Here is a 14,637-nt window from a genome sequence, read left to right as displayed (position 1 = left end):
TTATAATCCAAGCATTGGAAGATGCTTTCGAGTATGATAAGTTAGTGCTAATGCAATGCACTGTTTTACTTCATTTACTGGTATTTCATCATTTACAGCAAATACAATCGCTCGATTCCCTTCATAGTTGAATACATCTCTATAAACCTCTTTAAATGTATCAATTAGCTTCGTATTACAGTTAAAATACATGGCGTATTGATCTGGATTTGACTGTTTCCAACCTAGTCTAATTGTACTCCCTTTTTTTGTGATATAACTTGGTTCTCCCCATTTTAACGTTTCTTCCACATGATCTACGCTTTCTGTCTCTATTGCCGTATCCAAAATTAACTGACGAAGAATCAATAGTTTCGACTGAATGTGTTTAGGATACTGTTTGAATACTTCCTCCACCTTGGTATTTTCAATTGTACGCATATTCATCATTCCTTTTTTAAAAATAACAAACTAATCAATACTCAACCGTACGATTAATAATTTTCTAAAGGCAATTCAAATTGTCTACTACAACACGAAAGCTATTTTATCGAAATATAAATTTCTGCTTGTCCGTCCTCTGGATTAATATCCTTGCTATAATATTCAAAATCACCTGTGAATGCTCGGTTATTCCCTGGCTGCTGTGACCATTGCTAAATATCAGCCCAAGTACGCTGAATCATTTCTATAATTGGTCCACGTTTTGTAACGAATACAGCATATTTTGCAGCAGGAACAGTAAATGCTTTTATCATATCTAGATTCTGAAGTTGTAATTCTTCATTAATATGTACGCTTACCATTACTTCATAAAGTCCCGCATCTCCATCTTCATAGTTGAAGTAACAGCTATAATGACCATCCTCTTGAATATGAACTCCTAGCTTCTTACCAATATTTTGAGAGTGGAACTCTTCGAACAACTTACCAATTTTGCCATCTTGGCTTCGTTCTGCTTCATTTGTTGTAACGGCACTAATTCCAGCTAAGGTGAAGGAAGATAATACCTCAATTCGGCTAGGTTCAATTCGTTTCGTAGGTATGTTTTCTTTAGACGATACGTGATTCCATTCAGTCATATTTTTTTGTTCGTTTTGTTTCATCCTAAATCATTCTCCTTATTATAGAATAAAACCAGTATAAAACAATAAACCTGACAACTGATTGTCATGTTGCTATGTCATTTTTGTAAATGATCGCTATTTTTTCAGCACGACTAGCAATGATTTCCCGTAAATGTTGAGGTTCAAGCACCTCTACATGATGGCCCAAGCTAAGAATGAAACTATAGAGCCATTCATTTTCTGGATACGCCTTTTTTACTAGCCAACTGCCATCCTCATCTGGCAAAAGTTCTTCAATACCAAACCATTCTTCTGCTAAATGCCGAGCTTCATCTTGGAATCGAAAGACAACTTCTGGTACATCGGATGGCTTGAATTTACGCTGGCCTTCACCCTGTTTCTGAGTAGCGTGATCTCGACGAATGAAGTTTTTTTCACGATCTACTTCGAGCCCTTTCATTCTTTTTAGTTTAAAGAGGCGGAACTCTTTTTTCTCTAGACAATAAGCTTGTAGATACCATTGCCTTCCTTTGAGCATGAGCATATGTGGCTCTACTATTCGCTGGGAAACTTCACCATCTGCATTCGAATAGGTGAAGTACACTAATACACAGCTATCTATTGCTTCGTCTAATAGTTGTAGTTTCGGACGGAGTTTTTCAATACCATCCCAAGGAGAGTAATCGATTAGTACGCGATTTGTCTTATGTTGAAATTCTTCTTCATGTGCTGGTAGTACGACACTATTTATTTTTTCCACAAGGCGTTGGTGTTGCTCTTTGCCGTATGAAGTGGAAATACTGCGAAGAGCGGTAACGATAGTAGCAAGCTCGTCATTTGTTAGCAAATTTCGATCCAAACGGTAACCTTCTGCCAAACCAATGCCACCATTTGTTCCTTGATAGGTGACGATCGGGATGCCGGCTGCATTAATTGAATCAATATCTCGATATATAGTCCGAATGGATACCTCAAACTGCTCCGCCAGGTCCTTAGCCTGCACCTTTCGACGGTTCAGTAGAAGAATAATAATAGATAAGAGTCTTTCCAGTTTCAAAATATGTAACCTCCATTTGGATGTTAAGTAATTCTTAGAGAATACTTGATTAGATGATATTGATCGTTTAGTACAAGTGCAAGTTACACCACAAAAATTATCATATAACAACATAAACCCTTCTAACTTTAATGGTTTGAAGGGTTCTGTTGCGTATATTAATTTTTCATAATGAAAAGTTAAAGCCAAACATCATTTTCTGCTGTTTGCTCTGTTTGTTCTTGTCCAGTATTCACAACACCTTTAGGCTCTACAAGCATAATTTCACACTCGGATGCAGCGTAAGGCTTATGATCGACATTTCGTGGAACAACAAACATTTCCCCTTCCTTCAAAGTAACTTTTCCATCACGAAATTCAATGATTAAATTTCCTTCAATGACGATAAAAACTTCATCTGTATCTTCATGTTTCTGCCAAACAAAATCCCCTTGTACTTTGACTAGCTTAAATTGATAATCATTCATTCAGCAATAAGCTTTGGAGACCAGAGTTCTTGGAATATATCTAATTTCTCTTGTAAATTAATCGGTACGTAATTCATTCTCTGTTCCCTCCATCCTCTTTGCGACCCTAATATAAGGTTAACATATTGACACCACATAAGTGGAAGATTCTTATCGTTAATGCAAAGATCAATTTAATAAAAAAACAGCTACTGCACTTCCGCAGTAACTGTCTCTTCATTACACATCATATTTTTGATGCATCTCATCCGTATAACGATTATAACGCTGTTTATATAGTTTAAATAAATGGGTTACTAGCACTTTTAAAATGGCATAGCCCGGAATCCCTAAAATGACACCTGGTACGCCAAATAAAGAACCCGCCGTTAATAACACGAAAATAATTGTAATTGGATGGATACTCAGTGATTTACCCATAATTTGTGGAGAAATAAATTTCCCTTCAATGAGCTGTACGACCGTCCAGACAATGGCTAGCTTAATAAGCATGAATGGCGATGTAACAAGAGCGATAATGACCGCTGGCGTAATGGCGATAACAGGCCCTAAGTACGGAACCACGCTCGTAACCATAGCAAGGAAGCCAAGCAATAAGGCATATTTCATACCGATAATTAAAAAGCCAATAGTCACCATTGCACCTATGCACATGGACACTAAAATTTGTCCTTGAATATAGGAACTAATTTGCTTGTCCATGTCATGTAAGATTTCTGTTACTTCTTTACGCGTACGTGGCGGACAAACTTTTATAATAAAGCTCGGTAGTTTTTTACCATCTTTAAGTAAGTAAAATAAAATAAATGGCACTGTCACTAATGATAGAACAATCCCAGTTAACGCTGAAACGAATCCAGTAATTCCAGATGCTACGCCTTGCGCCAAATTCGCAGCCGTATCTTTTACCGTTTCCACCATATCTGTAGTAAAATTCTCTACCATTGAGTCATAATTTAAATTAACTTTATCTAAGTATTCGTTGAGACGTGCATTATTGAGAAACTCAGCAATATTTTGTGTAAATGCCATAAAATATCCTGGGAATTCCTGTGCTAAATTAGTAAACTGGTCTCGTAAAAACGGATAGACAAGTACTACTAATAACGTAATGATGCCAATCAGAATAATATATAGAAGAAAGATACCCCAAACCCTTGGGATCCGCCATCTTTCGAAAAGCCCCAATATTGGACGAAGTAAATAATACCCAATAATGGCTAATACCCCTGGCAGAATAACTACCTCAAATAAAACTTTTAGCGGGGTAAATATAAAGGAAACTTTTTGAAACATAAAAATTACGCACGCTAATAATAATAAAACAATCAGTGTAAAAAATAAGTTTTTACCACCGATAAAGCGAATAAACTTCGTTGAAAAGAAATTTGAACGCTCATCTGATCTGTCTTTTTCCATCTAATCACCCCAATACCAATCCTATATCCTTATTTTACAAGATGATGTTGGATTTTGCTAAAAATCACTCTAAAGGAATTCCTAAAAATTTACGTAAAAATTCTTTGTTTTTCTCTACATCCATAACAATTGAATCACCGACACCTCTAAAGCTTTGGAAATTATAACTACCTTCAATAGGAACTGTTGCTTTTTCTATATTGACTTTACCTTTCGACACCATTTTCAGCACTTGTTGAACTTCTTCTGCTGATGAATAGTCCGTCGTTATATATCCTTGCGCTGCTCCAACGAATTTTGGTAAGTTCAACATATTTTGAGGTGATAAAACTTCATTTTTTAAGGCTTCGATCACCTTTTGCTGACGTGCTACTCGACCGAAATCCCCTTCAGCATCGTGACGGAATCGAGCAAAGCCAAGTAATTCTTGACCGTTTAAGTTATGAACACCTTGTTTTAATGAAACCCCAATATTTTCGGACATATCTTTATCTACATCGATTTCAACACCATTTGGCGCTAAAATATCTACTAGTGATTCGAAATTTTTAAAATCTATAATGGCATAATGATGAATCGGTAGGCCAAACATATTGGTAATCGTATCTTTTAATAATTGAACACCGTCTAAATAGTACGCCGTGTTAAGCTTATAGGATTTATAACCAGGAATATCTGCATAAATATCTCGCATGAGCGACACGAGCTTCATATCATTTGTTTTCTTATTCCACGATAATACCATCATTGTATCTGTACGTGATTTTTCTTCACCACGAGTATCAATCCCTAATAATAAATAGTTTTCCACATCGCCATTTACTGTATCGCCCTTGAAATTCTCTTGGGCTACCTTTGTATCATTTGCCAATTTCAGTCCACTTCGATATTGCATAACGGAATAACCTGCAATCACGATGACAAACAGTAATAACAATGTGAAGAATGCTCGCCCTTTACGCAAACGCTTTTTTTGTGGGCGCTGCGAGCGTCTTGAATAATCTTGCTCTTCCATAACAGTTAACTCCTCTATTTTTTATAGTAATGTAACGATTCCATCGAAAGAAAGGTTCATTTTATAGTATGTTGCGAATCCTTTCAATAACTATTTAAAGGTTATTTTACACCCTTTTTGCCAGGAATGAACCAAATAATGCTATAATATTTTCACGACAGAAAGGATGATGAACATGATCGAAAAAGCTACGTTTGCTGGCGGTTGTTTTTGGTGTATGGTAAAGCCATTTGTTGAATGGGATGGTATACATAAGGTCACTTCTGGCTACATGGGTGGCCATATAGACAATCCTACTTATGAGGATGTCAAAAAAGGTACTTCTGGCCATTTAGAAGTAGTCGAAATTGAATTTGACCCTAGCGTTTTTAGTTATGAGCAGCTCCTTGAGATTTACTGGATGCAAATCGACCCTACAGATGCTTTTGGTCAATTCCATGACCGTGGTGAATCATATACGACAGCTATCTTTACTTATTCAGACGAACAAAAACGCATTGCAGAAGCTTCCAAGGAAAAGCTAGCAAACAGTGGTCGCTTTGATAAACCTATTGTAACCACAATTCGCGATGCTAAGCACTTCTACCCTGCAGAAGATTATCATCAGAACTTTTATAAAAAAGAGTCGGAGCATTATCAGAAAGACCGAGCGATTTCTGGCCGAGATCAGTTCATCACTGAGCATTGGGAGAAATAATTTTTATGATATTTCATTTTGATTGACGTCCCTTTTTTACTCATGGCTTAGCCGTTTTCAAAATGGATTTTTCTTTTTTTGTTTACGTGTATAAAAAATAATGAACGGTCTATACTATTTAAGATTTCACTTTCAAATCCAATGACAAGGAGGGTTAACCCGATGAGTGGGGCTGACCGGTAACTCAGAAGGACCATCAAAGCTGAATGAAGCTAAAGCACAGTTTCTTAAAAATTTTAAGATCAATGCGGAAGCGAGGCAGTGTGTCATGGAGCACTATAAGTAAGTGAATCAAGCCCGGAATATTACTATTCCGGGTTATTTTTTGTTTTATCCCCTCTTTAATTATTCTTCATACGATAACGGCTAACTGACACCATGGTGTTGCTGGCGCTTCGCTTTCGCACAGACAAAACATGGTGTTGCTGGCGCTTGCTTTCGCACAGACAAAAACATGGTGTTGCTGGCGCTTCGCTTAACATCTGCGGGCCTAAGGCGATTCAGGACGCATTTATGCCGGAAAAGTATAGCCGTTGGATTTTTTTCTTTTTAAAAACGTGTATAGAAAATAATGAACGGTCTATACTATTTAAGATTTCACTTTCAAATCCAATGACAAGGAGGGTTAACCCGATGAGTGGGATTGACCGGTAACTCAGAAGGACCATCAAAACTGAATGAAGCTAAAGCACAGTTGTCTTAAAAATTTAAGATCAATGCGGAAGCGAGGCAGTGTGTCATGGAGCACTATAAGTAAGTGAATCAAGCCCGGAATATTACTATTCCGGGTTTTTTTATTTTGGTACTGTAGTTTTGAAAATCTCCTCTTTAGTTATTCTTTGTGGTGATTTATTTAATGGATATTTATGACAAAATCGATGATGTGAAAAATTGTACTTCAACTATTCAAGCGGTATAGTTGAAGAAGGTACTAAACATAAATTCAAAAAATTTACAGTCAGACAGGAGCTAAATACGATGATTAAAGGTATCGGGGGAATATTTTGGAGAACTAACAATCTTGATGTTATCAAAAAATGGTACAGTGACGTGTTGAAGTTGGACATAGACATTTGGAATGGAACTGTGATTAAACCCGAATTAGGAAATGAGACGATCTTTTCATTCTTTAACGAAAATGACAGCTATTTTCCAATAGAACAACAAGTAATGTTAAATTTCCAAGTACATGATATAGACGAAACTATTAAGCATCTCGAACATATTGGTGTTCCTCTTGAGAAGGAAAAGGAAATAAGTGAATTTGGAAAGTTTGTTTGGATTAAAGATCCTGAAGGTCGACTGATCGAGCTTTGGGAGAGATAGTAGGTTGTAATACTTTGCGAACATAAAGGAAGTGCCTAATTCTGTTGAATTAAGCACTTCCCTTTTTCCTTTTTAAACTGTTTTCAAAAAAGACTGCAGAGCATCGAAGAAACGCTCGCCATATTTTTCGAATTTTACTTCACCAATACCGCTAACATGTCGTAAATCTTCTAGCTCATTCGGTTTTTTGTCACATAAATCACGTAATGTTTTATCAGAGAACACAACAAATGGTGGCACCTTTTCCTCATCTGCAATCTCTTTACGTAATAATCGTAAATGCTCAAATAACGGATCATTGTCTACAAGCTTACGTACAGTAACAGCTTCTTTTCTCATGACTTGTTGATTCCCGAGTAAGACCTCTTTTCCTTCCTCTGATACATAAATGGTTGGAAAAGTGCCATGTTTAACGGCAAGAACGCCCTCAGCAATTAAAAACTCAATAAAGGTTGAGACATCCTTTGAGGAATATTGCCCTTTTAATATGCCATAGGTAGATAGCCTTGCAAAGCCAAATTCAGTGACCTTTTGATTTTTGGAGCCTATTAACACTTGGGCCACCATTGTCTTACCGAATTTCTGCCCCATCCTTACGACACAGGCTAATACCTTTTGTGCATCTACCGTCACATCTTTCACTTCTCGTCCATCATTACAGTTACTACAACGACTACAAGGCATCCCTGGTACTTCGCCGAAATACGTTAAGATGGCATTTTGTAAACAGCCTTCTGTATGGCAATAATCCACCATCGTTTGCAGCTTTCCTAATTCCTGTGCAATCCGTGTTTCATCCTGCGTCTGTTCAATTAAAAAGCGCTGTGTTTGAACATCACCTGAAGCATACAGTAAAATACAAGCACTTGGTAAGCCGTCACGACCTGCACGTCCGGCTTCCTGATAATAGCTCTCCATATTGCGTGGCATTTGATAATGAATAACAAAGCGTACATTACTCTTATCAATACCCATGCCAAATGCATTGGTAGCTACCATAATGCGCGCTTCATCTTTTAAAAAGCGCTCTTGCTCTGACATACGCATGTCCTCTGATAATCCCGCATGGTATTTTGCAACAGCTTCGCCCGAACGACTTAACAGCTCATAGATCGCGTCTACAGCCTTTCGTGTAGCCGCATAAATTATGCCCGCTTCATTTTTATTTTTCATTAAATAATTTTTAATGTAGCGCTCTTTGTTTTCACCGATTAATACAGAGAATGCTAAATTGTCGCGTGAAAATCCTGTAATGACAGTTGATTGCTCGTCAATGTCTAATAATTGTCTAATATCATCACAAACAGCTGGTGTAGCTGTGGCAGTAAGTGCTAAGACAGTTGGTTTTTGCGGCCACAACGTAAATAATTTTTGGATTGCTCGGTAGCTTGGTCTAAAATCATGCCCCCACTGAGATATACAGTGTGCTTCATCCACGGCAATCAAAGGTACAGATAAATTCGATAATACTTGTAAAAAACTTGCACTTTCTAATCGCTCTGGTGCTATATAAAGAAGCTTTAAATAACCCGCACTAGCAAGCTGGATTGTTTCATTCACTTCTTGCACGGTTAAGGTACTATTAATATACGCCGCTGGAATATTCGCAGCACGTAATGCTTCTACCTGATCTTGCATCAAAGAAATCAAAGGGGAAATGACGACTGTAAGGCCATCTAGCATGAGCGCCGGAATTTGATAGCAAATTGATTTACCTCCGCCAGTTGGCATCACACAAAGACTTGATTGACCTCGTAATGTTTGTTCAATAATTGGTTCTTGTCCATTGCGAAATGAATCATAGCCAAAATGATGTTGTAGCATTTGTTTTGCTTGCTCCATCCAACTTTTCACTCCTCAGTTTTTAGACGAATAAGCTTATACTCGCCCTGTTCATTTTTATTTATTTCATATACCATCATAGAGTTTGCAAGTGCCTCTTGACCAGCAGAATTTGTTAGGACATATTCTGTTTTGGCACGAACAATAATATTTTGTCCTTCCATGGTGATATTTTTAATTGTCGTATCAGAAAAATATATTTGTGCTTTTTTGGAAGCGTAATAGGCAACCATATTATCCAGGGTGCTTTGTAAATCGTTTGACCCTACGAAAGATTTCATGACACTAGCATCTTGAACCTCAACAGCTGCTCTTAATTGCTTATGAAATGCATCTAAAAATAACTTTATTTCATCGGTATGAAAAGCAAAAATGTTCTTTCCATATTGATCAATTGCTTGCAGGACGGCTTCCTTATCACCCTGTTCTATATACGGATACAAGTTTTTGGCTTGAGTTAGTCTATTACTTGGCTTCATGCCACTTTCACACCATTCATCCAATAACATTACAATATCTTTAAATGGCAATATATACGGCTGTGATACACCGTTTTCCTTGCGTTTAAAATAGATGCCCACAAGTTTGCCATTCTCCGCTTCTAGAACCGGACTCCCTATACGTGTATTTTGATTTGCATCTATGTAATAAGCTGCTACACTGCCACTATATTTTTGAATAGTATGTGGTAAGCTATCGACATAAACAGCTAACTGATCTAATTCCCCATTATAAACGGTCGGTACCTTTACCGATACGTTATAGGAAACTTCTAAAATGGCTATATTATAAGCTGTCGATAAATAATGAACTTCGGCTTCCTTCAGTTTATCATTATTAAATTGTACAAGCGCAGTTGGCTTTGAAGCCACGAGCGCCCCATTTGTCACAATATAAAGTTTCCCATCCTCTTTTTTAACAATAATCCCTGCACCGATTCCGTTCTCCCCAACTACCTTTACTTCCGGAACAATTTTTTCTTGCTGCTTCGTCACAGCCTTTTCCGATTTCACATCGGTCTTTTTACTTTGAACTACCTCTGCCAATGTATCATTGCCACAGCCGGTTAAAAGTAAAGTTGTCGCTCCAAGAATGAGCATCTTTTTCCACATACGTTCACCAAAACTTTCTATCATTCGATTATGCCTTGGCATAATTGCGTCCGGAGACTTTAACTTCTTTCAGTGGCCGTGCTGAACAATAACTTCAACCCTTATTCATCTCATCACCTATAGAAGTGACCTGAAAGTAAGTTAAACATCTTTCTATTCTATCATAAACAACGTTACGCTTCGTTTCAAGTTTACATAATAATATTATTATTTTATTTGTATTGTTAAAATAAAGCTCTCGTCTTATGTTCAATTCGTTCTACCTATAAAAAACGGCTCTTTATTATCTTTGCTATGGAAAATGACTTATCATTTGCGGTTAAAATGATATAAAAAAGAAAGCTTCCCTCTTCAATTATTGAGCTTGCTAAACATGTTGAGTTCGAGGCAACTGAAAAAGAAATTTATTTTTAATAGATCTTTTTAAAGGTATCTCGACGAGTGAACTGGAGACGATGTAGAGTGTCTTAAAGAAGTTATATCGTTTGGATGGTGATGTAAAGGTGGTTTTGAAGAAGACATTTAATTAGATATGGATGAAAACCAAAATGACGTTCAGTTGAAGATCTTATAAAAGATTGAAAGACGAAGAAATCATAATTAGGGAGAATGATCGATAAAATAAATGTTACTATTGAGGAATCTGTCTCATTAAATGGTGCAGATCATTATTTATTTCATTCTCGTACTAACTATGATAACCCGATATTACTTTATTTACATGGTAGTCCAGGTCCCCATCTAGAAAATGGCTGGCAAGCTCCCCTTAAAAGATTATGTATCATTTCTCGATTTGTTTACTGATGCATTATTACACCTCAATAATAATGAACATCGTAAACTAATTATTGGACGTATATTTATTGTTTCCAGGTAGTTTCTTGATTGTATACCATGCTTCAATCGCTTCTTCACGACTTTTCCCTTGATTTTTTGGGTCAGAAAAAAAGTCACGGATGAATTGATTATATTCAAATTGGGGTGCAATGTTATTCTTATATGAAGGGTCTTTCTTCCGTTCTTCCTCCTTATTCCAAGCATCTACGACATCACGATATGTTTTTCCAACATTGTTTTTAAAATAGCTTTGGATATAGGTTGAAAAATGAAATTTAGGGAGTACTGTCTTAAAAAACGCCCTTACATTTTGACTACAACGATGATTTTCGGTAATGAGTGTATCAAGACTTAAGTCTACTTGCTGTTCTATTTTCTTCGCTTTTAATTTTCTGACAGGTTTCTTAATCTCTCCTGTCTGTAGAAATGTTTCAATCCTATTGGAAATCTCTATTTTAGAACCAGAAGCACTTATTCCGTTTTTTCTACAAAAAGTTTGCAATTCTTCCTTTAACCAATAAAAATCCTTAAAACTTTCTACACTTATATCTTTCGTAAGTTTAGGTCTCATTAATTATACCTCCATAATACTTATTCCACATTATAGAACGATAGTTCACATTTGGCAAAACCAATCACGAAAACAGCATAAAAAACATGCGCGTACATTCGCGCATGTTTCCACATTATTTTTTCTTAAGAAAAATGATAGTAGCTATAATGCCTAGCATTAATGTGATAAAAATTGCATAAGTAAATGTATGGTTACCCGTCACATCATAGCAATAGCCAATCAGTATTGGGATAATGGCGCTTATCATGAAGCCGCCTGAAAGCACCATAGATGACCAGCTATTCGCTTCTTCGTCATTTCTTGCCTCATCCAATGGTAGCAATAAACCGATTGGAAATAAGCCGCTTAATACAATACCTATAATGAATACCGCAATCCATAACAAAGTCCCTGATCCTACCCATAGCAACATAAAGCCAATAATGCCAAAGACCCCTAAAGAGAAGAGCCAGCCGATTCGACTCGACCATTTTTCCATTAATATAGGGACCAAAATATTCCCAATCATTTGTACAATCGACATAAATGTTAGCATAGAGCTTGCGGCGCCAAGAGAGAAGCCTTTATCCTGTAACATCGGCGCTAACCAGGACATCATGGAGAAGAACAAAGATGTTTGTAAACCAAAGTAAATTAAAATGGTCCAAGCACGGACATTTTTCCACGGATTTCGTGCTACTTTTTCAGTAAATACAGCTGTCTCTGGTAGCTCTTGATTTTGTATAGTCAAGATCCATATACAAAGAGCAATAATAGCAAGTATTGCCCAAGAGCCAAGCGCGATCGTCCAGCTCTCATGAAAATGATAATAAAATGGTAATGTTAGTGCCGCACTCAATGTTGCCCCTGTTCCTATTCCAAATGAATAAATACCAACCACCGTAGTAAAACGGCTCGGGAATTTTTTCTTGATATAGGCATTTAATATAGGTCCTATCAGTGCAATGGCAAATCCTGCCGCAAAGCTTGTTACTACAAGTAGTACATAACTTTCTTTTAAAAAGCGTAGGCCATTTGCTATTGTTAGGATGATTAGTAAGAGCGTAATAGCTGTTTTTGTTCCAAGTTTTCTTTGTAATGGGACTGCAAATGGTGCAAAGAGTCCCATACAAAACACCGGAATAGATGTTAAAAAGCTCATTTTCGTATTTGATATATGGAGTGATTCTAAAAGTACATTAAATAGTGGTCCTATTCCTGTGACTGCTGGGCGCATATTGAGCGCAACCAAGAAAATACAAACAACCACAAGTACCATGGAAACACGCCTTTGCTTTTTCTCCATACTTTCTAAAAACCTTCTCTCTAAATATACGGTTAAAAATTCAACGAAATTTGATAAGACCTTTGAATTCTCACTATACCCTTTTACCATTTTTTCTAGTAATGGTCAATTTCCATAGCTATTACTAGTTGCATGTTGTAGCTAGCACGATGTTGTAGACACACTAATCGTTCTTACATATTTTTAGGTGCGGCAATGCCTAATAGTGCTAACGACTCTTTTAACACAATGGATACACAAAGACAAAATGCTAATCTTGATTTTATTTGGCTGTCATTGACCAATACTTTATTTTGCGCATAATATTTATTAAATTGACGTGCTAATTGTAAAGCGTATTTAGCAATTTGTGATGGATCAGCTTGTTCAAAGGAGTTAGTAATTACTTTCGGAAACTGTTCGAGTAATAAAATAACAGGCCATGCTTGCTCACCTAATGCTTCGAGCGATACTGCATAACTTTGTGCATCTGCTTTTGCCAAAAGAGATACGATACGTGCATACGTATATTGAATATATGGCCCTGTTTCACCTTCAAAATTCATCATGTGCTCAATAGAAAACTCAATGTCATGAAGACGATCATTTTTTAAATCATTAAAAATGACCGCTCCTACACCAACCTGTCGTGCGATACTCTCTTTATGCATTAAATTTGGATTTTTTTCCTCGATATTTCGTTTCGCCGTAGCAATTGCCTCTGTTAGTACATCTGTTAATAGAACGATCTTTCCTTTACGTGTCGACATTTTTTTACCCTCTTTTAATATCATCCCAAAAGGCACATGCTGCAAGTCTTTTGCCCAATCATACCCCATCTTCTCAATGACCTTAAATAATTGGCTAAAATGAAGTGATTGTTCATGTCCTACAACATAAAATGATTTTTTAGGGTCATATTGCTGTTTACGATAAAAAGCAGCTGCTAAATCACGTGTAGCATAGAGCGTAGCACCATCAGTTTTGGTTATTAAGCATGGAGGCATATTGTCTATTTCAACGACATGAGCACCCTCGGATTTCACAAGCAGTTCTTTTTCTTCCAATTCCTTAACAACAGCAGCCATTTTGTCATTATAGAACGCTTCCCCAGCGAATGAATCAAAGTCAATTCCAAGCAATCCGTAAATGTTTTTGAATTCTTCGAGTGATGCATCTCTGAACCATTGCCAAAGAGCTAACGTCTTTTCATCCCCATCTTCTAATGCTTTAAATGCGGTACGTGCCTGTTCATTCAGTGAATCATCCTGCTCCGCTTCTTCATGGAATTTTATATAAATTTTTAGCAGTTCCTCTATTGGGGCAGCTTCAATCGTCTTTTGATCTCCCCATTTTTGATAAGCGACGATTAATTTACCAAATTGCGTTCCCCAGTCACCCAAATGATTAATGCGAATTGCTTTGTAGCCGTTTTTCTCGGCAATATTGGCCAAAGCATTACCGATCACTGTTGAACGTAAATGGCCCATAGAAAAAGGCTTCGCTATATTAGGTGAAGAAAAATCTAGCACTATATTCCCTTTTGACTCTTGTTGAGTCCCGTATAAATTTTTCTCTTTTACAATTTGACTAAGAACTTGTTGAGTAATCGTAGGCTGATGATAAAAAACATTGACATAACCACCTACTACTTGAACTTCTTGTATGCAATCGCAGCTTATATTATTTTTTATGTCTGACGCGATAGTGTGAGGGGACTTTCTTAATTTTTTGGCTAGCGTAAAGCACGGGAATGCCAAATCCCCTAAGTCCAATTTTTTTGGTTTCTCCAGTAAGTTTTGAACTTCAATAACGGACAGCTCATTATTTAATGCCTCAGCTATACTTTTTGCAATTTGTCTATTCATATTCATTCTCCTCTCTATACATAAATCCATTTTCTTGTAGACAAACAAAGCGTCCATATTTTGAATTGTGCACGGACGATTCATACTAAATGAAAATAAAAAAAGCCCTCGTC

At 36.8% G+C, this 14,637-nt stretch carries 12 protein-coding genes and 1 pseudogene; 2 read left to right on the top strand and 11 right to left on the bottom strand.

The window, feature by feature from the left end; translation table 11 throughout:
- The 6 genes and pseudogenes from AC3WSK_RS05920 to AC3WSK_RS05895 all read right to left on the bottom strand — a co-directional run bounded on the left by AC3WSK_RS05920 (window position 1) and on the right by AC3WSK_RS05895 (window position 5,004).
- A complete protein-coding gene (locus AC3WSK_RS05920; protein WP_205756645.1) occupies window positions 1-420 on the bottom strand; it encodes a DUF1801 domain-containing protein in 420 nt (139 codons plus the stop codon).
- A 215-nt stretch (window positions 421-635) separates the two neighbouring features.
- Window positions 636-1,085 (bottom strand): GyrI-like domain-containing protein, encoded by a 450-nt coding sequence (locus AC3WSK_RS05915; protein ID WP_492413670.1) that lies wholly within the window; start codon window positions 1,083-1,085, stop codon window positions 636-638.
- 64 nt (window positions 1,086-1,149) lie between these two features.
- Window positions 1,150-2,103, bottom strand: coding sequence for a helix-turn-helix transcriptional regulator (locus tag AC3WSK_RS05910; RefSeq protein ID WP_427484044.1), 954 nt, complete (start codon window positions 2,101-2,103; stop codon window positions 1,150-1,152).
- Between the two features lie 179 nt (window positions 2,104-2,282).
- A pseudogene (locus AC3WSK_RS05905) lies at window positions 2,283-2,647 on the bottom strand (cupin domain-containing protein).
- 142 nt (window positions 2,648-2,789) lie between these two features.
- Complete coding sequence (locus AC3WSK_RS05900) at window positions 2,790-3,989, bottom strand: AI-2E family transporter (RefSeq protein WP_079562295.1); 1,200 nt, start codon at window positions 3,987-3,989, stop codon at window positions 2,790-2,792.
- Between the two features lie 64 nt (window positions 3,990-4,053).
- On the bottom strand, window positions 4,054-5,004 hold the full coding sequence (locus AC3WSK_RS05895; protein ID WP_079562294.1) for an LCP family protein: 951 nt from the start codon (window positions 5,002-5,004) through the stop codon (window positions 4,054-4,056).
- Between the two features lie 175 nt (window positions 5,005-5,179).
- Here AC3WSK_RS05895 and msrA point away from each other — a divergent pair, with 175 nt between their 5' ends.
- Window positions 5,180-5,701: a peptide-methionine (S)-S-oxide reductase MsrA gene (gene msrA, locus AC3WSK_RS05890; protein WP_492413674.1), complete on the top strand. Its 522-nt coding sequence runs from the start codon at window positions 5,180-5,182 to the stop codon at window positions 5,699-5,701.
- A 978-nt stretch (window positions 5,702-6,679) separates the two neighbouring features.
- Window positions 6,680-7,027, top strand: coding sequence for a VOC family protein (locus AC3WSK_RS05885; RefSeq protein WP_427484045.1), 348 nt, complete (start codon window positions 6,680-6,682; stop codon window positions 7,025-7,027).
- A 72-nt stretch (window positions 7,028-7,099) separates the two neighbouring features.
- Here AC3WSK_RS05885 and recQ read toward each other — a convergent pair whose 3' ends face one another.
- From recQ to argS, 5 genes are all read right to left on the bottom strand, one after another.
- On the bottom strand, window positions 7,100-8,869 hold the full coding sequence (recQ, locus tag AC3WSK_RS05880; protein ID WP_427484046.1) for a DNA helicase RecQ: 1,770 nt from the start codon (window positions 8,867-8,869) through the stop codon (window positions 7,100-7,102).
- Window positions 8,870-8,877: 8 nt separating this feature from the next.
- Window positions 8,878-10,023 carry a TcaA NTF2-like domain-containing protein gene (locus AC3WSK_RS05875; RefSeq protein WP_427484047.1) on the bottom strand — a complete coding sequence of 382 codons (1,146 nt, stop codon included), beginning with the start codon at window positions 10,021-10,023 and terminating at the stop codon, window positions 8,878-8,880.
- A 799-nt stretch (window positions 10,024-10,822) separates the two neighbouring features.
- Complete coding sequence (locus tag AC3WSK_RS05870; RefSeq protein ID WP_427484048.1) at window positions 10,823-11,389, bottom strand: DUF6434 domain-containing protein; 567 nt, start codon at window positions 11,387-11,389, stop codon at window positions 10,823-10,825.
- 115 nt (window positions 11,390-11,504) lie between these two features.
- Window positions 11,505-12,677: an MFS transporter gene (locus AC3WSK_RS05865; protein ID WP_427484049.1), complete on the bottom strand. Its 1,173-nt coding sequence runs from the start codon at window positions 12,675-12,677 to the stop codon at window positions 11,505-11,507.
- Window positions 12,678-12,850: 173 nt separating this feature from the next.
- Entirely contained in the window at window positions 12,851-14,524 is a 1,674-nt protein-coding gene (argS, locus tag AC3WSK_RS05860) for an arginine--tRNA ligase (protein WP_079562287.1), read from the bottom strand.
- Between the last annotated feature and the right edge of the window lie 113 nt (window positions 14,525-14,637).

It is taken from the genome of Lysinibacillus sp. EB271-A1-10B, from assembly GCF_058791335.1.
The sequence above is the reverse complement of the archived record's forward strand: the minus strand, read 5'-3'. Positions and strand labels throughout refer to the sequence as shown.